17 protein-coding genes and 1 other RNA gene are annotated in these 22,185 nt (G+C 60.9%); 10 read left to right on the top strand and 8 right to left on the bottom strand.

Features of this window, described 5'->3' with window-relative positions; genetic code table 11:
* Positions 1 to 21: 21 nt before the first annotated feature.
* From RAE21_RS08230 to trxA, 3 genes are all read right to left on the bottom strand, one after another.
* Complete coding sequence (locus RAE21_RS08230; RefSeq protein ID WP_138516054.1) at positions 22 to 279, bottom strand: type B 50S ribosomal protein L31; 258 nt, start codon at positions 277 to 279, stop codon at positions 22 to 24.
* A gap of 108 nt (positions 280 to 387) precedes the next feature.
* The gene (rho, locus tag RAE21_RS08225) at positions 388 to 1,653 is read right to left on the bottom strand and encodes a transcription termination factor Rho (protein ID WP_313875831.1); all 1,266 of its coding nucleotides are present in this window, start codon (positions 1,651 to 1,653) and stop codon (positions 388 to 390) included.
* Between the two features lie 218 nt (positions 1,654 to 1,871).
* The gene (gene trxA, locus RAE21_RS08220) at positions 1,872 to 2,204 is read right to left on the bottom strand and encodes a thioredoxin TrxA (protein ID WP_313875832.1); all 333 of its coding nucleotides are present in this window, start codon (positions 2,202 to 2,204) and stop codon (positions 1,872 to 1,874) included.
* A gap of 157 nt (positions 2,205 to 2,361) precedes the next feature.
* On the opposite strand from trxA, the gene RAE21_RS08215 reads away from it, so the two are divergent.
* The 3 genes from RAE21_RS08215 to RAE21_RS08205 are packed head-to-tail and all read left to right on the top strand — an operon-like array spanning position 2,362 to position 9,604.
* On the top strand, positions 2,362 to 4,926 hold the full coding sequence (locus RAE21_RS08215) for a PD-(D/E)XK nuclease family protein (RefSeq protein WP_313880942.1): 2,565 nt from the start codon (positions 2,362 to 2,364) through the stop codon (positions 4,924 to 4,926).
* Positions 4,923 to 8,288, top strand: coding sequence for a UvrD-helicase domain-containing protein (locus tag RAE21_RS08210; RefSeq protein ID WP_313880941.1), 3,366 nt, complete (start codon positions 4,923 to 4,925; stop codon positions 8,286 to 8,288). The genes RAE21_RS08215 and RAE21_RS08210 overlap by 4 nt, the downstream gene beginning before the upstream one ends.
* 5 nt (positions 8,289 to 8,293) lie before the next feature.
* Positions 8,294 to 9,604 (top strand): TIGR03862 family flavoprotein, encoded by a 1,311-nt coding sequence (locus tag RAE21_RS08205; RefSeq protein WP_313882680.1) that lies wholly within the window; start codon positions 8,294 to 8,296, stop codon positions 9,602 to 9,604.
* Positions 9,605 to 9,684: 80 nt separating this feature from the next.
* Here the strand turns inward: RAE21_RS08205 and RAE21_RS08200 are convergent, their stop codons facing one another.
* Both RAE21_RS08200 and ffs read right to left on the bottom strand, forming a co-directional pair.
* Positions 9,685 to 11,607, bottom strand: a complete 1,923-nt coding sequence (locus RAE21_RS08200; protein WP_313880940.1) for a sensor domain-containing diguanylate cyclase — start codon at positions 11,605 to 11,607, stop codon at positions 9,685 to 9,687.
* Between the two features lie 33 nt (positions 11,608 to 11,640).
* An RNA gene (gene ffs, locus RAE21_RS08195) (signal recognition particle sRNA small type) lies at positions 11,641 to 11,736 on the bottom strand.
* 40 nt (positions 11,737 to 11,776) lie between these two features.
* Between ffs and dnaX the strand changes: the two genes are divergently transcribed.
* The 4 genes from dnaX to RAE21_RS08175 are packed head-to-tail and all read left to right on the top strand — an operon-like array spanning position 11,777 to position 15,315.
* On the top strand, positions 11,777 to 13,882 hold the full coding sequence (gene dnaX, locus RAE21_RS08190; protein ID WP_313880939.1) for a DNA polymerase III subunit gamma/tau: 2,106 nt from the start codon (positions 11,777 to 11,779) through the stop codon (positions 13,880 to 13,882).
* A gap of 42 nt (positions 13,883 to 13,924) precedes the next feature.
* Complete coding sequence (locus RAE21_RS08185; protein WP_313875837.1) at positions 13,925 to 14,257, top strand: YbaB/EbfC family nucleoid-associated protein; 333 nt, start codon at positions 13,925 to 13,927, stop codon at positions 14,255 to 14,257.
* 18 nt (positions 14,258 to 14,275) lie between these two features.
* The gene (gene recR / locus RAE21_RS08180) at positions 14,276 to 14,866 is read left to right on the top strand and encodes a recombination mediator RecR (protein WP_313875838.1); all 591 of its coding nucleotides are present in this window, start codon (positions 14,276 to 14,278) and stop codon (positions 14,864 to 14,866) included.
* Positions 14,867 to 14,901: 35 nt separating this feature from the next.
* Entirely contained in the window at positions 14,902 to 15,315 is a 414-nt protein-coding gene (locus RAE21_RS08175) for an MAPEG family protein (protein ID WP_313875839.1), read from the top strand.
* A gap of 4 nt (positions 15,316 to 15,319) precedes the next feature.
* Here the strand turns inward: RAE21_RS08175 and RAE21_RS08170 are convergent, their stop codons facing one another.
* Together RAE21_RS08170 and gloB are read right to left on the bottom strand one after the other, a co-directional pair.
* Positions 15,320 to 16,969 carry a transglycosylase SLT domain-containing protein gene (locus RAE21_RS08170; RefSeq protein ID WP_313880938.1) on the bottom strand — a complete coding sequence of 550 codons (1,650 nt, stop codon included), beginning with the start codon at positions 16,967 to 16,969 and terminating at the stop codon, positions 15,320 to 15,322.
* Positions 16,969 to 17,736, bottom strand: coding sequence for a hydroxyacylglutathione hydrolase (gloB, locus tag RAE21_RS08165; RefSeq protein ID WP_313880937.1), 768 nt, complete (start codon positions 17,734 to 17,736; stop codon positions 16,969 to 16,971). The genes RAE21_RS08170 and gloB overlap by 1 nt, the downstream gene beginning before the upstream one ends.
* On the opposite strand from gloB, the gene RAE21_RS08160 reads away from it, so the two are divergent.
* Positions 17,735 to 18,523, top strand: a complete 789-nt coding sequence (locus RAE21_RS08160) for a class I SAM-dependent methyltransferase (protein WP_313880936.1) — start codon at positions 17,735 to 17,737, stop codon at positions 18,521 to 18,523. The genes gloB and RAE21_RS08160 overlap by 2 nt on opposite strands.
* 8 nt (positions 18,524 to 18,531) lie before the next feature.
* Positions 18,532 to 18,987: a ribonuclease HI gene (gene rnhA, locus RAE21_RS08155; RefSeq protein ID WP_313882679.1), complete on the top strand. Its 456-nt coding sequence runs from the start codon at positions 18,532 to 18,534 to the stop codon at positions 18,985 to 18,987.
* On the opposite strand, the gene moaA is transcribed toward rnhA, so the two are convergent.
* On the bottom strand, positions 18,984 to 20,078 hold the full coding sequence (gene moaA, locus RAE21_RS08150) for a GTP 3',8-cyclase MoaA (RefSeq protein WP_313880935.1): 1,095 nt from the start codon (positions 20,076 to 20,078) through the stop codon (positions 18,984 to 18,986). The two genes, rnhA and moaA, sit on opposite strands and share 4 nt — an antisense overlap.
* A gap of 58 nt (positions 20,079 to 20,136) precedes the next feature.
* Here moaA and RAE21_RS08145 point away from each other — a divergent pair, with 58 nt between their 5' ends.
* Positions 20,137 to 22,182, top strand: a complete 2,046-nt coding sequence (locus RAE21_RS08145; protein ID WP_313880934.1) for a TonB-dependent receptor plug domain-containing protein — start codon at positions 20,137 to 20,139, stop codon at positions 22,180 to 22,182.
* The last annotated feature ends 3 nt before the right edge of the window (positions 22,183 to 22,185 follow it).

Here is a 22,185-nt window from a genome sequence, read left to right as displayed (position 1 = left end):
AGGCCAAAGCCTGAACGGCGATTACTTCGCTGCGGTCTTGCCGAAACGGTTGCGGAACTTTTCCACGCGTCCGCCCATGTTGTCCACCGACTTTTGGGTGCCGGTGTAGAAGGGGTGGGATTCGCTGGTGGTATCGAGCTTGAAGAGGGGCAGCTTACGGCCATCTTCCATGTCGATCATTTCCTTGGTGTTTGCGCAAGAACGTGTCACGAACTTGAAGCCGTTGGACATATCCTGGAAGCAAACTTCGCGGTAGTTGGGGTGAATGCCTTCTTTCATACTCTTCTCCATCAGTTGCGCTAGCCGCGCCGGTCCTTGCGCAAACCCTGCGCAATATAAAAACTCGGCGTACTTGTCGCGAAAACCCTAAATTATAGCCTATCGACTTCAGCCGCCTCGACGCATCATGTCGAAGAACTCGCTGTTGTTCTTGGTGGCCCGCATTTGCTTGAGCACCATCTCCATGGATTCGATTTCATCCATGTTGTAGAGGAACTGCCGCAGGATGCGAGTCTTTTGCAGAATTTCCGGTTGCAGCAGCAACTCTTCACGGCGGGTACCGCTGCGGTTGAGTTGGATGGACGGGAAAATTCGCTTCTCATAGAGGCGACGGTCCAAGTGCACTTCGCTATTGCCTGTGCCCTTGAACTCTTCAAAAATCACTTCGTCCATGCGGCTGCCGGTATCGATCAGCGCAGTGGCAATGATGGTGAGCGAGCCACCTTCTTCTACGTTACGGGCTGCACCGAGGAAGCGCTTGGGGCGCTGCAAAGCGTTGGCATCGACACCGCCGGTCAACACCTTGCCGGAGGAGGGCACCACGTTGTTGTAAGCGCGGGCCAATCGCGTGATGGAGTCCAGCAGGATGACCACATCCTTTTTCAATTCCACCAAGCGTTTGGCGCGTTCAATCACCATTTCGGCCACGTGTACGTGGCGTGCAGCCGGCTCGTCGAACGTAGAGGCAATCACCTCGCCCTTGACGGTGCGCTGCATTTCGGTCACTTCTTCGGGGCGCTCATCTACCAGCAAGACCATCATGTGGCTGTCAGGGTAGTTGGCAGAAATGGCGTGGGCGATGTGCTGCATCATCACGGTCTTGCCGCTCTTGGGCGGTGCGACCAGCAAGGCGCGCTGGCCTTTGCCGATAGGCGCAATGATGTCGATCACGCGGCCGGTGATGTTTTCGTCGGTCTTGAGGCCATCCTGCTCCAGGCGCATCTGCACCTTGGGGAACAAAGGCGTCAAGTTTTCGAACATGACCTTGTGCTTGTTACCTTCAGGGGGGCCGCCGTTGACCTTGTCGAGCTTGTTCAGTGCGAAGTAGCGCTCGCCGTCTTTGGGGGTGCGCACTTCGCCTTCAATCATGTCACCTGTGTGCAGGTTGAAACGACGTACCTGGCTGGGGCTGATGTAGATGTCGTCGGTGCTGGCGGTGTAGCTGGTGTCCGGGCTGCGCAGGAAGCCGAAGCCATCCGGGAGAATTTCCAAAACACCGTCGGCAATGATTTGCTCGCCGGCACGCGCCCGCTTCTTGATGATCGCGAACATCAACTCCTGCTTGCGCATGCGGCCCGTGTTTTCGATCTCAAGTTCTTCAGCTTGCTTGAGCACTTCAGACACGTGCAGTGCTTTAAGTTCGTTTAAATGCATGGAGTGGGTCCCGTCAGGGCGTTAACCGGAAATCGGCAAAAAACCAGAGTGGTCTAAAAATTCAGGGGAGTGGGGATTGAGGCAAGACCGTGAGCTTGGCCTCGGTGTCCTGAGCCTGATCTGGCTAACCGCCTTCAATCTGGCGGGTGGACACAATGATTATGACAGGAAATTGCAACCGCACTGCAGCGGCGCGGTTGCAATGGTTTATGGGCGGATCAGGCCAGTTGCTGGTCGATGAAGGCAATGAGCTGAGCCTTGCTCAACGCACCGACCTTGGTGGCAGCCAATTGACCGTCCTTGAAAAGCATCAAGGTGGGGATGCCGCGGATGCCGAATTTGGCAGGAATGTCGCGGTTTTCGTCCACATTCATCTTGGCGATTTGGAGCTTGCCTTCGTAGGCGGCAGACACCTCATCGAGAATCGGGGCGATCATTTTGCAGGGGCCGCACCACTCTGCCCAGTAGTCCACCAGAATGGGTTGTGCAGATTGCAGAACGTCGGCTTCGAAAGTCGCGTCTGTGACGTGTTTGATGAGTTCGCTAGCCATGGTGATTCCTTTGGAAGAGTGCTAATGCAGCTAAAGTTGCGGCATTGTGACAGAAACCAAGCCCCCCCATGATGCCCCGCCGGCTATCGAATCCATAGCCAAAAACGATGCAGCCCGTGGGCTGCGGGCCTTTTCTTATCCACCCACCCATCCGGCTATGGCCCTGTGGTGCGCGCCTGAGATGGGCTTGTTGGACCGTCTCGCCATCTGGATGCAGGCCTGCAGCGCCCACCCCGGCCGCACGCTGGTGTTGCTGCCTTATGCCCAGCTCTTGCCGCTCGCGCGGCGCTTGTGGTCTGACCGTTACCCCCAAGGCTTTGCGCCCCGGTTTGAGACCACATCGAACTGGCTGGCCTCTTTGGGCGTGGCAGAGCTGCAAGCCACTGATATCAGCCACGACATGGCGCTCGACAGCCTGACTGCCCAGCAGCTATTGGTCCACAGCGGCATGGCCGACCGCGCTTCTTTGGCGGACTTGCTGGCCCAGACCGCCCAGCAGCTAGCCCCCTGGGCGGCGGCGGCGGGCCCGCAAGGTCGATCGGCCTGGGCCGCCAGTGCCCGAAGCGCAGTCGGGATCGGTATGGAGTCCCAGGCCGTGGCCTGGGAGGCACAGGTCATGCGGGTTGCTGTCGAGTGGGCCGCCGTGTCGGCTTACAACACCGATGGGCTGTTTGCCCCGGACGTCTTGGAGCCATGGGACGCGGTGGCTTGGGTCCAGGGCATTTCAGCCGACCCTTTGGCGGCCGCCTTGCAGGCGCACTGGGGCGACAAAGCGCAGCTTTTCCGGCTGGACGAATCGATCCACGACGAAGCGGCTCAAGGTAGCGCGATACCGCAGGCCGACAGCCTGTGGCAGCTGCATGCCTGCGCCGATGCAGAAGACGAGGCCCAGCGGGCCGCGGCGTGTGCCGTAGCTCACGTGCTGGCCGATCGCTACCCCGTTGCCCTGGTGTCGTCTGACAGGGCCTTGACCCGCCGCATGCGCGCCATGCTGGAGGCAGCTGGCATTGCCATGCGGGATGAAAATGGTTGGAAGCTCTCCACCAGCCTGGCCGGTGCCGGGCTGATGGCCTTGTTGCGCGCAGCGGCCTGGAATGCCAGCACGGACGAGGTGCTGAACGCTTTCAAACTCGCCCCCGCCTTTGCCCCAGAGATGCCGGCGCTGGAGCAGGTGCTGCGCCGCGCCCAGATCCGCGACTGGCGGCACGCGGTGAGCTGCCCGCCGGTGCAAAAAGTACCGGCATTGCAGGGCTTGTGTAGCCGTATCGAGTCGGTGCGCAGCACCTTGTCGGGCAATCGCCCATTGCCGGCCTGGCTGGCTGCACTGCAGGCAGCACTCCACGCCACCGACGCGTGGAATGCGCTGCAAGCCGATGAAGCGGGCGCCGTCATGCTGGCCGCCCTGCGCTTGTTACCTGCGGAGCCGCAGGTGTGGGCTGATTATTTGGATGCCGCCCTGTGGGCGGGCACCCGTTTGGATGCCAGCGACTTCACCGCCTGGGTGAATCAGGTTCTGGAGTCGCAAAGCTTTCAGCCGGCATACCCGGACGAAGAGCAGGTAGTCATTCTCCCCATGAGTCAGATGCTGGCCCGCCCGTTTGCCGCGGTAGTGTTGGCCGGGTGCGACGAGGTGCGCTTGAACCCTTCTCCCGAGCCGCCCGGGGTTTGGACACCTGCACAACGCGAGGCTTTGGGATTGCCTTCCCGCGCAGTGCTGGAAGCCCGGTTGCGCGCCGCCTGGTGGCAAGCTTTGCGGGCGCCGGTGTGTGATGTGCTCTGGCGCACCAGTGACGACGCCGGCGAGCACATGGCACCCAGCGCGCTGGTGCAGTGCCTGTCATGGGCCGGCGAGGGGGCAGCCCACACAGCCAGCGACCCCCGGCTCGACCAGCGAATCGCCCTGGCACCCTTGTTGCCGCCGCAGCCCCAGGGGCAAGCGCTGCCTTTGAAGCAGCTGTCTGCCAGTGCCTATGAAGACATGCGCACCTGCCCTTACCGGTTTTTCGCGTTGCGCCAATTGGGTTTGAGTTCGGTTGATGAGTTGGAGGCTGAGGTTGACAAGCGCGACTTCGGCGTCTGGCTGCACGCGGTGTTGGCGGCCTTTCACGCTGAATTGCAGGCTGCTCCCACCAGCGATGCAGCGCATCGCAGCGCGCTGCTGCAGTCAGCCGCAGATGCGGTGACCGCGTCGATGGAACTACCGGACGGCGAGTTCTTACCCTTTGCGGCCGCTTGGCCTGCCGTGCGCGATGGCTATCTTGTCTGGTTGCGCAAACACGAGGGCCAAGGCTGGGCGTTTGCAAGTGGTGAGACCTCGCACACCCAGGCCGTGGGGCCGGTCACCCTGGCGGGGCGTATCGACCGCACCGATACCGGGCCGGAGGGCGCTATTTGCGTGCTGGACTACAAAACCGAACCCTTGGGGAAAACGAGGGAGCGGGTGAAGAACCCGATGGAGGACACGCAAATCGCCTTCTACGCTGCCCTGTTGCCGTACGACACGGTGCATGCGGCCTACATCAATATCGGCGAGCGCGAGGGTACGCAGCCCCAAGTGCAGACCCATATTGTGGAAGCGCGAGATGCCTTGATCGAAGGTATTGCCCATGACATGCAGCGGGTGGCCGAGGGCCATGCGCTCCCCGCCTTGGGCGATGGCCCGGCCTGCGACTATTGCCAGGCACGGGGCCTATGCCGCAAAGATTTTTGGAGTCCCTTATGACGGCGCGGATGGATGCAGCCTACGAAATCAACGGCCGTCACGTCGATCGGGCTGACTTTTATGCGGTGGCTTGCGACCCGCGACGCAGCGTGGCAGTCGAGGCCTGTGCCGGTGCCGGTAAGACCTGGATGCTGGTGTCGCGCATGGTGCGTGCCTTGTTGGATGGGGCCGCCCCGCACGAGATTCTGGCGATTACTTTCACCAAAAAAGCGGCCGGTGAAATGCGCGAGCGCTTGCAGGAGTGGCTGCGCGACTTCGCGCAGGCGGACGACGCTACCTTGCGCCGCGAGCTGCAGCTGCGCGGCGTCCGCACCGAAATCACCGAGGCCCAGCTCCAGACCCTGCGTGGCCTGCATGCTGCGCTGCTGACCACCGGCCGGCCGGTGCAGGTGCGCACCTTCCACAGTTGGTTCGCCGCCTTGTTGCGCAGCGCCCCTCTGGGCTTGCTGCACCAGCTGGGCTTGCCCACCACCTACGAGCTGCTGGAGAACGATGCCAAAGCCATTGCCCAGGTGTGGCGCCGGTTCCATACCCGGATTGCGCAAGACCAGGCAGCGCGGGCCGACTACCTCGAGGCCGTTGCCGTCTACGGCAGGCACGGCACCCTGAAGGCCCTGGAGGCCGCGATCCACAAGCGCACCGAGTTTGCGTTGGCAGATGCGCAGGGCGTGGTCGATGCGTCGGTGGCGCACTTCACGGTGCAGTTTCCGGCCATGGCCGCGTGGGCGCACCCCGATGACCGGCTCCAGAGCGAGCCGGTGCAGGCGTTGCTCTGGGCTAGTGCCAAAGCCTTGGGCGGAAGTACGCTCAAAACCTGTGTGGAAGCCGGTGCAGTGCTGGAGCAGGCGCTCAGCGCTGCAGATACCGCAGGCATCTACAAGGCACTGTTTACCGAGAGCGGGAGCCCACGCAAGCTCAGCGAGAAAGTCGTGGGCATCGCCACCGTGCGAGAGGCCCAGGCCCTGCTGGTCGACACCCGTGCTGCGCTGGAGCAGCATCAGGCCTGGCTGCACCAGCAGCGCATGGCCCGCCTCAGCCGCGGGGTGCTGCAAGACTATGCGGCGCTTAAGCGCGAGCGCGGCTGGATTGATATGGCCGACCTCGAGCAAACCGCATTGCGCTTGCTCTCTGACGAGACCGTATCCGGTTGGGTGCAGGAGCGGCTCGACGCGCGCATCAAACACCTGCTGATTGACGAGTTTCAGGACACCAACCCCCTGCAGTGGCAGGCCCTGCTTGCCTGGCTGGAAGGCTACGGCGGCAACGGTGCCAAGCCCGGGGTGTTTGTGGTGGGGGACCCCAAGCAAAGCATTTACCGCTTCCGGCGTGCCGAGCCGCAGGTGTTTGAAGCGGCCAAAAACTTTGTGCGCGATGGCTTGCAAGGCGATGTGCTCAGCTGTGACCATACCCGCCGCAATGCGCAGGCCATCATCCAGCTGGTCAACACCGCGATGCTGGGGGCGCAGGCGGCGGGCGAGTTCAGTGACTACCGGGCCCATACCTCCGAGTCTGCAGACACCGGTGCGGTGCTCAAGCTGCCGCGCATTGCGCGGGCTGCCAAGGCAGCAGAGGGTGAGGAGGATGCTTCTTGCGAATGGCGAGACAGCCTCAGCACCCCGCGCCACGAGGCTGAGGACACCATCAAAACCCTGGAGTGCCGGCAGGCCGCGGCCTGGTTGGCCGGGCAGCTGGTGGCTCAAGGGGGGCCTTGGCGGCCGCAAGACATCATGGTGCTGGCGCGCCGCCGCGAGCGCTTGGGGCTGATGCAACAAGAGCTGGCCGCCTTGGGCATTCCTGCCCAGCAGCCGGAAAAAAATGAACTCGGCGACATGCCCGAGGTGCAAGACCTGGTGGCGCTGCTAGATGTGTTGGTGTCCCCCGCCCATGACCTGTCTTTGGCGCGGGTGCTCAAGTCCCCGGTTTTCGGGGCGACCGATGCCGATCTGGTGGCTCTGGCCCTGGCGCACCGCCGTGCCCGAAGCGAAGCCCGCGCCACAGACCCCGAGGCGGTGGTACCTGCGTGGTTGGCCGTGCTGTGCCAGCCACTTTCGCCTTGGCACGCAGACAGTGTGCTCGCCGCCGCAGCTGCGCAGTTGCAACAGTGGCAAACCCGCGTGCTCACCCAGCCGGTGCACGATGCGCTGAGTGCCATCTACGAAGAAGGCGCCGTGCTGGCCCGCTATGCGGCGGCCAGCCCGCCGGTGTTGCGCGAGAGTGTGTTGGCCAATGTGCGGGCGCTGCTCAATGCGGCGCTGCAAGTCGATGGCGGGCGCTACACCACCGCCTACAGCCTGGTGCGGGCCTTGCGGCAAGAGGGCAACAAAGCGCCGGTGCGTGCAGACGCCGCTGCAGTGCGCTTGCTGACCATCCATGGCGCCAAAGGGCTGGAGGCCCCATTGGTGCTGATGCTCGACACCGATGCCGAAAGCGCCCGCCCTGAGAGCATGGGCATCCTGGTCGACTGGCCCGGTGAAGACGCCTACCCGCGCAAGCTGGTGTTCATGGCCAGCGAGTCGCGCCCGCCTGCGTGCGCAGCCGCAACGCTGGCCATCGAGCAAGCGGCCCGGCAGCGGGAAGAGCTCAATGCGCTGTATGTGGCGCTGACCCGCACCCGCCAAACCCTGGTGCTCTCCAGTGTGGAGCCCCACCGTGAGCGCGAAGGCAGCTGGTGGAAGCGCCTCGAGGCCTTGTCCACGGCCTGCACCTTGCCCGAGCCAGGTGCGGCCGGTGGGCTGCCAGGCGAAATAGTGGAGCAGGGCGCGGAGCCCAAGGAGGTCTTGCTGAAAGTGCTTCCGTCGCTTGGTTTGCAGCAAAATATGCCTGTAGCGCCCGCTAATAGTGCGCGACCAGCTATACATTTGGTAGCGAAAACTGCGGCGGAGGCAACAGACTCTCTCGAATCCCGGGTCGGCCAGGCCATGCACCGGCTGCTGGAGTGGGTGCCGCTGCAAGAAGGTCCCCAGCGTTCGGAGTCGCGTTGGTCTGCAGCGCAACGCGCCCAGGTCGCACGCGCCTTTGGTTTGGGGCCGGATGATGTGGCCCGTGCCGAGCGCATGGCGCAAGGCATACTCGCAGGCGAAGCAGCGTGGGCCTGGCAACGGCCGTCCGTGGTGTGGCATGCCAACGAAGTGGCGCTGGCCCACGCGGGGCGCACCTTGCGACTGGACCGCCTGGTGCAACACCGGGCGACCCGGGCGTGGTGGGTGCTGGACTTCAAGTCCACCGCCACCCCGCAAGACCAGCCCGATCTGTGCGACCAGCTGCGCGAGTACCGCACCGCACTGCAGCTGATCCAGCCGGGCAGCCAGGTGCACATTGCCTTTTTGACGCCGCAAGGCCGACTCATTGAACTTTTTGATTGACTACTTTGACTGAACTGAATTCTTCCGCCGCTCCTGTTTCTGCTCTGCCTCCCTTGACGGTGGACGTGGCCATCATCGGCGGTGGGCCGGCCGGCTTGATGGCTGCACAGGTGCTGTGCGATGCCGGCGTTGCCGCCCATGTGTTTGACGCCATGCCCTCGGTGGGCCGCAAGTTCCTGCTGGCGGGCAAGGGGGGGCTGAACCTGACCCACTCCGAGGGGGCTGATACTTTTGCCGGCCGCTATGGAGCGCGCCGCAGCGCCATCGAATCTTTGCTGGCCGGGCTCGATGCCACCGGCTTGCGCGCCTGGGCCGAATCGCTGGGGGTGGAGACATTTGTGGGCAGTTCCGGCCGGGTGTTTCCGGTGGACATGAAAGCAGCGCCCCTGCTGCGGGCCTGGTTGCACCGGCTGCGCCACCCGGCAGAGGGTCACGGGGTGCAGTTTCATATGCGCCACCGCTGGACCGGTTGGACCGATGCAGCAGCAGGCCAGGCCACCTCCGCACTGGTGTTCGAGACGCCGTCCGGGCAGCGGCTTGTGCACGCCCGTGCCGTGGTGCTGGCCTTAGGCGGCGGCAGCTGGGCGCGGCTGGGTTCCAACGGTGCCTGGGTGCCCTTGTTGGCCGCCAAGGGTGTGGCGGTCGCGCCGTTGCTGCCCGCTAACTGCGGTTTTGATGTGCAAGGCGGTTGGACCCCGTTTTTCAGCGACAAGTTTGCCGGGCAACCGTTCAAATCGGTGGCCATCTCGGTCAGCCATGCGAACGGTGTTGCGTTTCAGCGCAAGGGCGAGTTTGTGGCCACTGCCACCGGCGTGGAAGGCAGCTTGATCTACGCTGCCTCGGCCTTGCTCCGCGACGACATATTACGCACCGGCAGCGCCACGATCCATCTCGATCTCTTGCCCGATATGTCTGCCGAAAAGGTGTTGGCTGAGGTGCGCCACCCGCGTGGCACCCGCTCCCTGAGCAGCCACCTGAAGAGCCGCCTGCACCTGGAAGGCATCAAAGCCGCCATGCTGTACGAGCGCCTAGGCAAAGAGGCGGTCAACGATCCTGTGCAACTGGCTGCTGCCATCAAAGCGCTGCCCATTACCCTGCAGGCAGCACGCCCGATTGACGAGGCCATCAGCACCGCCGGTGGAGTGTTGTTTGAGGTGCTGACACCGCAGCTGATGCTGGAGCAACTCCCCGGCGTGTTCTGCGCCGGCGAAATGCTGGACTGGGAAGCTCCTACCGGGGGCTATCTGTTGCAAGCCTGTTTTGCCAGTGGCAAGGCGGCGGGGCAGGGCGTAGTGGAATACCTGCGTTCAGCATAAAAAGTGCCGTTGGCGCAGGATTTACCTGCGCTAGTAGCTCCTGATTTAATAGCAATTAGGGCCGTGTCTGTGGCCGGGGCTCAGACCGAGTCAGTGGCCTCGGTCTTGCGCAGCCGGGGAGATGCGGCCCGCACACAGTTGCGGCCGCTGTGCTTGGCCTCGTAGAGCGCGCGGTCCGCATCGCCCACGAATTGCGAGGGCGTGAACAGCATGTCGGGGACCGCACTGGCGACGCCGAAGCTGGCGGTAAAGCGCAGGGTGCGGCCTTCAAATGGCACTTCCAACGCTGCTATATCGGACCTGAATTCTTCGGCCAGCTCCAGCGCGTCGCCCAGGGTGCTGTTGATCAGTAGCACCACAAATTCCTCGCCGCCGTAGCGGGCCAGCAAATCGCCGGCGCGCTGCACTTGTTGCCGCATGAGCTGCGCCAGCGCCTGTAAACAGGCATCGCCCGCGGGGTGGCCATAGGTGTCGTTGATGGCTTTGAAGTGGTCAATGTCCAGCAGTACCAGGGCCAGTGGTTGCTTCAAGCGGCTGGCGCGCTTGTGCTCGGTGACCAGAGACTGGTCGAAAAACGCCCGGTTGCCGACCTGGGTCAGGCTGTCTGTCATGGAGAGGCGCTGCAATTGCTCGTTGGCCAGGCGCAGCTGATCGAGGGTCAGGTTCAGCTCGGTGGTGCGCTCGCGCACCCGCTCTTCCAGTGCACGGTTCGCGTCGGCGGTGGCGTCGAGCAAGGCCTGCTGCGAGGCGCGGGCTTTTTTGGCGTGCGCGAGCGCCGCGCTTTGAGCATCAATCCGCAGGCCGCGGTCGGTGTTGATCCGGTCGGCCAAGGTGAGCGACAGCAGCACCACCAGCATCAAGATACCGATTTGCGAGGCGTTGTCGACGAGAAAGTTGCTCGGCAGCCAGCCGAATTTACTGATGGTCAGCACGCTGACCCCCACAAAAAGTGCGGTCCACGACAGGCAATAAAAGCGGGCGAACCGCGCGCCCAGCCACCAACGCCAATAGCCGATCGAGAGTGCGGCAACGGACACCACCAAGATGAAACCCGACGTGACCCGGATCACCCAGCTGTAGGGCAGCACAAACGCGCTCAATATCAGGCCCACGCTGATCCAAGCCATGCCCATCACCAGCCGGTGGGTGGTCGGCGAAAAGCGCTCCAGCTTCAAAAAGCTCGCGGCAAACAGGCTGGCCGACAAGCAAGCGCTCGCAATGGCCACCGGAACTGCCACACTGTTCCAGCGAATCGCTTCGGGCCACACATAGGCAAATGCATAGCCATTGAGCGTTCCCCAAAACATGAGGTAGCTGGCGACAAAGAAGATGTAGTGCAGGTAGCTCCGGTCGCGGGTGGAGAGATACACAAACAAGTTGTAAACAATCATCACCACCAACATGCCGAACACGGCGCCTGACATCAGGTGCCCGAGGGCAGATGCTTCATAGAATGCCGCCGGCTGCCACAGGCGCAGTGGGGCTTCTACCGTGCCACTCGATGCGATCCGCAGCACCAAGAGGTTGCGCCCGGGCTCCAAGTTCAGCGGCATCACAAAGTTTTGGTGCTGGACCGCCCGTTGCACATAAGGCTGCTCATCGCCCAGCGCATAGCGGTTGACCATGCGGCCCTCCGACAGGTGAAACAACCGCACGTCATCCAAGAAGGGGCGCGGTAGTTCCAGAACGCGTGCCATGGGCTTGGCCGTCTGGTTGTCCAGTACCAAGCGGAACCAGTACGCATGGTTGGTAAAGCCGAAGTTCGGGATGGTGCGGGCCACCGGCATCCAAGGCTGGCCCTCCGCCATGGCTTGATCGAGTTGGAGCTGGCGGCTGTCATCCAGCAGATAGGCCACATTCGCGCCGATGTCCACGGAGGTCGGGCTGTCGGCAGTGAGGGGAATAACGGGGAGCGTGGCAGAAACGCCGGCAGGTTGGGCACCTGCAGACCCGCTCAGTACAACACAAAGGGCAAGGGCCCATCGCAGGAAACCCAAAACCATGGTGGCGTGGCCGACTGAGTTTAAGAAAGGGTAGTTGACGAGCCTGACCCCGGCACTGGCTCCACAGTTAGGGCTGCTTGGTTCCCCACCTGACCCGGTTGGCCGCTTCACCATGCGGGAAGGCCCGTCAGCGACTATTGTAACCCTGCCGAGACCTTAGAATCCCCTCATGTCTTATCTCGTGCTCGCCCGCAAGTACCGCCCCCGCAATTTCACAGAAATGGTAGGGCAGGACCACGTGGTGCAGGCCTTGACCAACGCACTGACGACGCAGCGTCTGCATCACGCGTATCTGTTTACCGGCACGCGTGGTGTCGGCAAAACCACCGTTTCCCGCATTCTGGCCAAATCCTTGAATTGCCAAGGTGCTGACGGGCAGGGCGGTATCACGGCGACCCCGTGTGGCGTGTGCCAAGCATGTACCGACATCGATAGCGGCCGTTTTGTCGATTACACCGAGCTCGACGCGGCGTCCAATCGTGGCGTCGATGAAGTGCAGGCCTTGCTGGAGCAAGCGGTTTACAAACCGGTGCAAGGGCGCTTCAAGGTTTTCATGATCGACGAGGTGCACATGCTCACCAACACCGCGTTCAACGCGATGTTGAAGACGCTCGAAGAGCCGCCCGAGTACCTCAAGTTCGTGTTGGCCACCACCGACCCGCAAAAAGTGCCGGTGACCGTGTTGTCGCGCTGTCTGCAGTTCAACCTGCGCCCCATGGCGCCGGAAACCATCCGCGAGCACTTGACCAAAGTGCTGGATGTCGAGCAAGTGCACTCCGAAACCCAGGCCCTGCGCCTGTTGGCCCGTGCGGCGCGCGGCTCCATGCGTGATGCCCTGAGTCTCACCGACCAGGCGATTGCATTTGGCTCCGGGCAGTTGCAAGAGGCTGCGGTGCGCCAGATGTTGGGCAGCGTGGACCGCTCTTACGTGTTCCGCCTGATTGAGGCGCTAGCGGCCGGTGACGGGAAAACGGTGGTCGACACCTGCGAAACCCTGCGGATGAATGGATTGAGTGCGGCCTCTACCCTGGAGGAAATGTCCTCGGTGCTGCAGCGGATGGCGGTGGCACAAGCCACCGGGCATTCCGGCTTGGACGACAGCGATCCGGAGGCTGCCGAAACTGCCCGCCTGGCCCAGGCGATGCCGGCAGACGAGACCCAGTTGCTCTACAGCATGTGCCTGCATGGCCGTGCGGATCTGGGTTTGGCTCCTGATGAATACGCAGCGTTGACGATGGTCTTGCTCCGTTTGTTGGCCTTCAAGCCCGCGGCTGAAAAAAAAACTCTAGCGATTCCTGAACGCCCGGCAGTGCCAGTGCCTGCAGCCGCAGCTGTAGTGGCACCCGTAGTTTCTTCGGTACCTGTAGCCTCGGCAGCACCGGTGCCCGCTGCTGTGGCGCCTGCCATCCCCGTTCGTGTGGTACCTGCTCCACAACTGCAGACGCCTGCAGCGTCCCCGGCTGCTGAGTTGCCGCCTGGCCGATCTGCAACTCCGCCTCCAAGCAAGGTGGTTGTCCAGCCTTGGGAGGATGCGCCGGTACCGGCTCATTCGCCTGTATTGGCGCCTGCGGGGGCGGCTCCAGCCTCTACAGCTTTTGCAGCAACGCCTTCAGTGATTCCCCCGGGGCAGGTGCTCGCGGTGCGTGACAGCAGTCCCGTATCTGCGACGATCGATTCCTCGGACAACGAAGACATCGTGGACATAGACCCCGCAGAGGACGATGCCTATGAGGCGCCGTGGGTCGATGATGTTGACGAAGATTATGACCAAAATGCGCCTCTAGCCCCGTTGAATAGCGCGCCAGTAGCTACAAAAATTGTAGCGATACCCGTGCAGGAAATTCAGGAAAGCTCGCTGGATGAGCCCCCGGCTGCGGTCGGCTTTGAGCCGACCGAAGAAGGTGATTTCTGGCATCAAACGGTGCAGCACTTGATTGCGACGGAGGCGATCACCGCGATGGTGCGGGTCCTGGCTTTGCAGTCGCAACTGATAGCGCGTGACACCGACCAGTGGCACCTCCGGCTCGAGCGGGAGTCTTTGAACCAGGCCAGCACCCGGGAGCGTTTGACGCAGGCCTTGCACACCGCTGGCTATCCGGTGCAACTTGCCATCGAGGTCGGCCGGGTGGTGGATAGCCCTGCGCGGCGCAACGCGGCGGCCACGGCGGAAAAGCAACACGCCGCGGAGCAGATAATCCTGCAGGAACCATTTGTACAGGCCATGATGCGCGACTTCGGCGCCAAGATTGTGCCCGGCTCTATCAAGCCGCTGTAAGCGGCCTCCCCATTTTCAATCCAACTCTTTTTAAGGAAAACCATGTTCAACAAAGGACAACTCGCAGGCCTGATGAAACAAGCCCAGACCATGCAAGACAACATGAAAAAGGCCCAGGACGAGTTGGGCAATATCGAAGTGACCGGCGAGTCCGGCGCTGGGCTGGTCAAAGTCACCATGACGTGCAAGCATGACGTGAAGCGCATTGCGATTGACCCTAGCCTGCTGGCGGACGACAAAGACATGCTCGAAGATTTGGTGGCTGCCGCCTTCAATGCCGCAGTGCGCAAGGCGGAAGAAACGTCTGCTGAAAAAATGGGCAAGATCACAGCCAGCATGCCCGGTTTGCCCGGCGGTATGAAGTTCCCGTTCTAATCATCGGCGCCGCACCGCATGTCTGACCTGAACGCCCTTGACACCTTGATCCAGGCCCTGCGCGGCTTGCCGGGCGTGGGCGTGAAGTCAGCGCAGCGCATGGCTTTCCACCTGTTGCAGCACGACCGGCCTGCCGCGCAGTTTCTCTCCAGGGCTTTGAAAGAGGCGGCGGACGCGGTGCACCACTGCGAGCGGTGCCATACCTTCACGCAAGATGCTGTATGCGCCACCTGTCTCGACGATCGCCGCGACCGCACGCAGCTCTGTGTGGTGGAAACGCCTGCGGACCAGAGTGCGATGGAGCGCACCGGCGCCTACAAAGGCCTCTACTTTGTGTTGATGGGCAAGCTCAGCCCCCTGGATGGCGTTGGACCCAACGACTTAGGTTTTAAAAAGCTTTTTGACCGTGCTTGCGATGGCTTGGTACAAGAGGTGATCCTGGCGACCAACTTCACCGCAGAGGGGGAGGCCACCGCCTATGTGATCGCCGAAGGACTCAAGGCTCGCGGCTTGCGCCCGACCCGGCTGGCACGCGGTGTACCGGTGGGCAGTGAGCTGGAATATGTGGACCTGGGCACCATCGCCCACGCGCTGGTAGACCGACGCTAGCGCATTTTTAAATTCATTTGAAAGACAGTTTGTTCATGCAATTCGCCCACTTCACCGTCGCTTATTGGTGTGTTCTGATTGCGGCGCTTTTGCCCATCGTATGTGCCGGAATTGCCAAGTCCGGCCGGATCGGAGTAGCCCGCAGCAAAGGCGGCTACGACAACGTGAATCCCCGCGAGTGGTTGGCGCGCCAGACCGATTGGCGGGCCCGTGCCAACGGTGCCCAGGCTAACAGTTTCGAAGCGCTGCCCTTTTTTATTGGCGCGGTCATCATTGCCCACCAACTCGGCGCCCCGCAAGCCCGGTTGGACGTGCTGGCATTTCTGTTCATTGTCCTGCGCTTGCTCTACATCATGATGTATGTCGCAGGCATGGGCAACTTGCGCTCAGCGGTGTGGTTTGCCGCCTTGGCAGTGAACGTCGGTATCTTGTTGGTCGGCTACCGCTAAGCGCTTATCCCTGCTTTTTGCTCGGGGCCTTCGTGGCCCCTTTTTTTGCGGGTGTGCTGGGCTTGGCGGCCTTTTGGCCGCTGCTTGCTTTTGACTTTGCCGCAGCGGGCTTTGCCGCCTTCGAGGTAGTAGGCGCTGCTTTGGTACTTTTAGCCTGTGGCGGCAGCATCAACATAACAGACTGACCCGGCTTGAAGCGGGCACTGGCAGATACCTTGTTCCACTCTGCGACTTGCGCGGGATTGGTTTTGTAGCGGCGGGCAATGCTGGCCACCGTATCGTTTTTACCGGCTTTGACGGAGACCCGCTTCAGTACGATCTCGGGGGCGACAGACAGTTGGCTGTTGTCTGCCACCTTGATGGGCACGTCTGGCATCTGGTGACTGCGCGGTACCAACAGAGTGGAGCCTGCCCTGACGACCATTCGGGGCGGGATGTTGTTCATGCTGCGCAGGTCGGACTCGCTCATGCCCACTTTTTTCGCAACCTCGGCCGGGCGCATGGTGCTGGGGACCACCCAGGCTGTCCAGCTGGCAAGGCGCCCGCTGTAGCTCTCCAGGTTCGATTGGAAAACCTCTGCATTGTCCCAAGGCAAAAGAATTTGCGGGGTGCCGGCGGCCAAGATGACAGGGCGATTCAGCGACGGGTTCAAGGCTTTGAAATCGTCCACGCTGACCTCGGCAAGCCTGGCTGCCAGCGCAACGTCGATGTCGCGCCGGATTGTCACGCTTTGAAAATAGGGGTGGTTTTCAATCAGGGGAAGCTTGGAATTGAATTGCGCCGGGTTCGACACAATGTTCTTGACCGCTTGGAGTTTGGGCACGTAAAAGCGGGTTTCCATGGGCATGTTGAGGTCGGGGTAACCCGTTGGCAAGCCCGCGCGCTGATTTTTTGCAATCGCCCGTGACACGCTACCTTCGCCCCAGTTGTAGGCGGCGAGCGCCAAATGCCAGTCGCCGAACATGCGGTGGAGCTTTTGCAGGTAGTCCAGCGCAGCACGCGTGGAGGCGAGTACGTCGCGCCGGTCATCCCGGAAGCTGTTTTGCTTCAGTTCGAAATATTTGCCGGTGGCAGGCATGAATTGCCACATACCAGCCGCTTTGGCGCTGGACACGGCTTGGGGGTTGAAGGCACTTTCAATAAACGGCAGCAGGGCCAACTCCGTCGGCATGTTGCGGACTTCCAATTCCTCCACGATGTGGAACAGGTATTTTTTGGAGCGCTCTGTCATCCGGAAGATGTAGTCAGGGCGACGGGAGTACCAGACCTCCCGGTCTTGTACCAGTTCGCTTTGGAGGTCATTCATGCCGTAGCCGCGGCGGATACGCTCCCACAGGTCTACAGGAGGGGCAACGGCAGCCACGCTCCGGGAGCTTCTTCCGAGCTCTATCGAGGTCAGTGGAACCGTCTCGCCCGGCCGAGCTGTGCTGGCAGCCGGCGGCGCCTTGATGGGGGCGCCAGGGCGTGCAATTTCTCGACTCGGACGCAGGATCAGGTTGTTTGGATCGTTAGGAGTGGCTTGCGCAGCATTACTTGCGGCGGGAGATGGAGCCGGTGAGTGCAGCCCGTCTTGTGGCATCGGGCTGTTGAGTGTGCCTGCACATCCTGATAGGAGGGCGACGACACCCACTGCAAATAGGTGAAAACGGATCATTAAAAATTGTTTTTCCATTGGCGCAGAGTGGCAAAAACGCCCTCTGCGGAGACTCCTTGGGCGTCATGCCTGATGACTTCGTGCATGACGCTGTCCAAGTGAGTGCGTAAAAAAGGGTTGATTAGCCGTTCCCGGGCAATGGTGCTCGGGAGTGTGGGCTGACCGGCGTTGCGCAATTGCTGGCAATGGGTTTGGTACTCTGCGATCGCTTCGTTGCCAGGTTCGACAACCCGGGCAAAGCGCAAGTTACTCAAAGTGTACTCATGGGTGCAGCAAACCCGTGTCTCGGGGGGCAAGTCTGCCAAGCGACTTAAAGACTCCAACATTTGTGCGGGCGTTCCTTCGAACAAGCGGCCGCAACCTCCGCTGAACAAGGTGTCGCCACAAAAAAGCAAAGGAGGTTCGCCTGAAGGACTGGCGAAAAAAGCGATATGTCCGCTGGTGTGTCCGGGCACATCCATCACTGTGAAATTTATCCCAAGAGCGAATACTTGATCTCCGTCACTCAGGCGTTCAATCGGCTCCGGCATTTTTTCACGCGCCGGCCCGTAGACACGGGCTCCGGTGGCTTCGCGCAAAACATTCACGCCGCCGGTATGGTCGGCATGGTGATGGGTGACTAGAATGCAGCGCAACGTCAGGGAGTTGCGTTGCAGGGCCTCCAGCACAGGTTGCGCGTCCCCCGGGTCTACCACCAGTGCGTCATGCCCGTTGTGCAACATCCAGATGTAGTTGTCAGTGAAAGCGGGTAGTGGTAGCAAGGTCATGAGCGATCAAATTATAGGTTTGCAGGAATGGTTCAAGTCTCCGGCAGGCAGCTATCTGCTGGAATGGGAGCAGGCGCAACTGGATGAGGCGGTTGCAGACCTTTTTGGCTACCATGCTTTGCAGTTGGGCGTGCCGGAGCTTCAGGCATTGCAGCTCAATCGCATGCCGCATCGATGGCTTGCCACCGCAGGGCCGGATCCCCGATATGGGGTCGTCGCGTTTCACTCCGACTTTACGGCCCTGCCTTTCCCCGCGAACAGCCTTGATCTTGTGATCCTGCCCCATGCCTTGGAGTTCAGTCCGGATCCGCACGCCACACTGCGCGAGGTGGAGCGCGTCTTGGTTCCAGAGGGCAAAGTGGTGATTTGTGGCTTGAATCCTGTGAGTCTGTGGGGCTTGCGCCAACGGCGAAGCTGCTGGTACCACCGCGCGGGCTGGGGTCAGGTTTTTTTACCTGAGTGGGGTGACTTGATTGGCTACTGGCGTTTGCGGGATTGGTTGCGCTTGTTGAGTTTTGAGGTGGAGGTCGGCCGATTTGGTTGTTACCGCCCTGCGGTGGAGTCTGCGGATTGGCTAAGGCGATTTGCCTGGATGGACCGCGTCGGGCCGAGGTCATGGCCGATTTTTGGCGCCGCGTATTTCGTGGTGGCGACCAAGCGTGTGCGCGGCATGCGGCTGTTGGGAGCGCATTGGAAGTTGTCGACCAAGCGCAGCGCCGCCGCAGTGCCGGTGGCGCAGCAAACGCATGCCTCGGTGAATGAGAGAAATGGGAAGGAAATCGTGTGACAGAGTTGATGGCGAAAGTAGTGATTTACACCGATGGGGCCTGCAAGGGCAATCCGGGGCCCGGGGGCTGGGGTGTGCTGCTCCGGTCTGCCGACGGCGCTGAAAAGGAGCTGTCAGGCGGCGAGCTGGGTACCACCAATAACCGCATGGAAATGATGGCAGTGATCGAGGCGTTGACCGCCTTGAAGCGCCCCTGCGACGTGACCTTGCATATTGACAGTCAATATGTCCTGAAAGGCATCACGGAGTGGCTGCAAGGCTGGAAGGCCAAGGGCTGGAAAACAGCTTCCAAGCAACCCGTAAAAAATGTGGATTTGTGGCAGCGCCTCGACACCTTGGTGAGTACTGCAGGCCACAAAATTGATTGGCGCTGGGTCAAAGGGCACGCCGGAGATCCGGGTAACGAACGTGCCGATGGATTGGCCAACCGTGGCGTAGAGCAGGCGCTGCGCCAGCGGAGCTAGCCTCCGATATAGCTCATCTCGACGCGGCGGGTGGCCGTACCGGCCCCTGTGGACTCGGCCCCCCGTTGTGCGGAATACTGGTCTTTTCGCGCGCCCCACACGCGGGCAATGGCGTCTTGTAGCTGCTGGTCATCCGCTCCAGAGCGCAATAGTGACCGCAAATCATGGCCTTGGCCGGCAAACAGACAGAGGTAGAGTTGCCCTTCGGTAGAGAGGCGCGCCCGGTTGCAGTCCCCGCAGAACGCTTGCGTTACGCTGCTGATAAAGCCCACCTCACCGGCTGTCGCGTCGTGCCGTCCGGCGGCATCTGTGTAGCCCCAACGCTGCGCGGTTTCGCCCGACTGTGTGCTCTCAAGGGCGATGAGGGGCATCTCTGCCTGAATTCGCTTTAGCACTTCGTTGCTCGGCACTACCTGGTCCATTTGCCAGCCATTGGTTGCACCGACATCCATGTATTCGATGAAGCGGAGTGCAACACCTGTGCCCTTGAAGTGCCGTGCCATGGGCAAGATCTCTTGTTCATTGGTGCCGCGCTTGACTACCATGTTCACTTTGATTGGACCCAAGCCCGCTTTTTGCGCTGCTTCAATGCCCAAGAGGACATCCCGGACCGGGAATGCCACGTCATTCATGGCTTGGAAGACGTGGTCATCCAGACCATCGAGGCTCACGGTGACTCTTCGCAGGCCCGCACGCTGTAGCGAAGCGGCTTTCTTTGCAAGCACAGAGCCATTGGTGGTGAGGGTGATGTCCAGGGGCTGGCCCGATGGAGTGGGTATGGCCGCCAGTTGTTCGATCAGCGCTTCGAGATTTTTACGCAAGAGCGGCTCTCCGCCCGTCAGGCGTAATTTTTGAACTCCCAGTGCCACGAACTGTCGGGCGACTCGCGTGATCTCCTCAAAATTCAGCAGATCGTGGTGGGGGAGGTAAGGGTAATCTTTGTGAAATACTTCCTTCGGCATGCAATAGCTGCATCTGAAGTTGCAGCGGTCAGTGACGCTTATTCTCAGGTCCCTCAGCGGCCGGCCGAGGGTATCCAAGGTCGGTGCTGCAGTCGCCGCCCGGGGTGTGCCAGCGGGTTGCAACGGCATGGGGAGCCCGAGGGTTCGTTTGTCAATCAGAGGGAAAACGCGTTGGGTAGAGCTTGCCATGCGGTTTGTAGGAATGTTCGTCAAAGTCGCCGTAATCAGGGCAAAATCTGCTGCAGAAAGAATAGCAACCGTTGTTGGATCGAACACCATGAAGCCATCTATCACCGTAATGTTACTGACATTGGTATCCCCTTGGGTTGCTGCAGAGCAAACCGGACCCGTGGCGGTGTCCGAACGTGATTTCATGAGTGATATTCCGGTCGTTTTATCGGTATCCCGCCTCGCACAGCCGGTGGACGAAGCGCCTGGCGCAGTGACTATCTTGGACCGCCACTTCATCCGTATTTCGGGCGCGCGCGACATTACGGATTTGCTGCGCCTCGTTCCGGGTTTCCAGACGACTACATCGTTTGAAACGGATGCGCCCATGGCCAGCTACCACGGTCGCAATGACGACTGGGCCAACCGCATTCAGGTATTGGTCGACGGCCGTTCGGTGTATTCGGGCCACCTGCAAGGCTCGGCAGGTCTGGGTCTGCAGGCATTGGCTATGGACGATATCGAGCGCATTGAGATACTGCGGGGTTCCAATTCCGCCGCCTATGGTGCGCGCGCGTTTTTAGGCGTGATCAACATTATTTCTCGCGATGTTCGCGAAACAGCCGGATCACGAGCGAGGGTGACTGCAGGGGACAGCGGTGTGGCAGACGCATTTGTCAGCACCGGTTGGGGCGATTCAGACCATGCATATCGTGTGTCCGCGGACACGCGGGGTGACATGGGCTTGCGTTCGGCCTACGGGGTGAACCGTGTCTCAAGGGTGAATGTCACTGGTGCGCTGGCCCTCGAAAGCGGTTTGGAGTTGGAGTTACGAGCAGGCAGTGCAGGGATAGATGCCGGACGCGGAAATGCGGACTCGCCCGGCAACGCAGAGCGTAGTCGATTTATCGGGGCGCAATTTGTGCAAGCAGATTGGCACAAAATTTTGACACCCGAGCAGGATTTGAAAGTTTCGCTTTCCCATACCGAAAACACCCACAGGGATGTTTTTCCTTATCTCAGTAACAACGCGGGGACCAATTACTTCGGGATTCCGGTGGACTTTAGTGGCTACGAAGTAAACCAAGCGGTCTCCCTTCAGCACACCACCGTGTTGAATCCGCAATGGAGATCGGTATGGGGGGCTGAGCTCCGCAAGGAAGTTTTGACATCCCCGTCGACCTTTGATGGTAGGGGTAGCGTCTCTACAGACTTCCAACGCCTGTTTGGCAACTTGGAGTGGAAGCCCTTGCCTGCCTGGATACTCAATAGCGGGGTCATGTTGGAGCAAAGCGAACTCGGCGGGAAAACCGTGTCTCCGCGCTTGATGCTGAACTGGCATGTATCTCAAGGGCATACCTTGAGGGCCGGCGTGTCCACTGCGTTCCGGCCCCCCAGTGCTTTCGAGAAATATGCTGCCGTTCGGTACTATGACCAGAGCGGGAAAAACCCGATCACTACCGTGTTGAGCAGCGGCAATGTGGGGCCCGAGAAAATTGAGAGTCGTGAACTCGGATACAACCTGGCACTGCCTGCACGCGGGTTGTCTGGAGACGTGAGGGTTTTTGATGAGCGGATTACCGACGGTATAGAGCGGCCAAGGCTGGTAGGTCAACCGGATGACTTCGTAAGTCCCAATGACCATTTGAATATCCAAAACTATCGCATCCAAGGGTTGGAACACCAGCTTCAATGGAAGCCATCGGCCCCCTCCTTCCTCATGGTGACCCAGACCTGGACCCATATTTCCGGGGTAGAGCAGCTGCGGGTCCTTCGAGGTGCCGCACGGTATGCTATGTCTTTGACCGGGAGCTACTCCCTAGGCAATGGCTATGTGGTCTCACTGATGCACGCCCAGTCAGAAGATATTGCCCTGATGTCCGACAACAAGCGGCTCTACAACATCGTCCGGACAGATCTACGGATTGCAAAACCCTTTCGCTTGTCCGGCCGCAAGGCCGAACTATCCCTGGTGATCCAAAATCTGGATCAGCCAATTCGTGATGGAGATCAGAAGTTTTTCTTCGATCGTCGGGCGTTCGTAACCGTGAAAACCGAGCTCTGAACA

Source organism: Rhodoferax potami, from assembly GCF_032193765.1.
In the GTDB taxonomy this organism is placed as follows: domain Bacteria; phylum Pseudomonadota; class Gammaproteobacteria; order Burkholderiales; family Burkholderiaceae_C; genus Allorhodoferax; species Allorhodoferax potami.
Note: the sequence above shows the minus strand (reverse complement) of the source record. Positions and strands in the feature narration are given on the sequence as shown.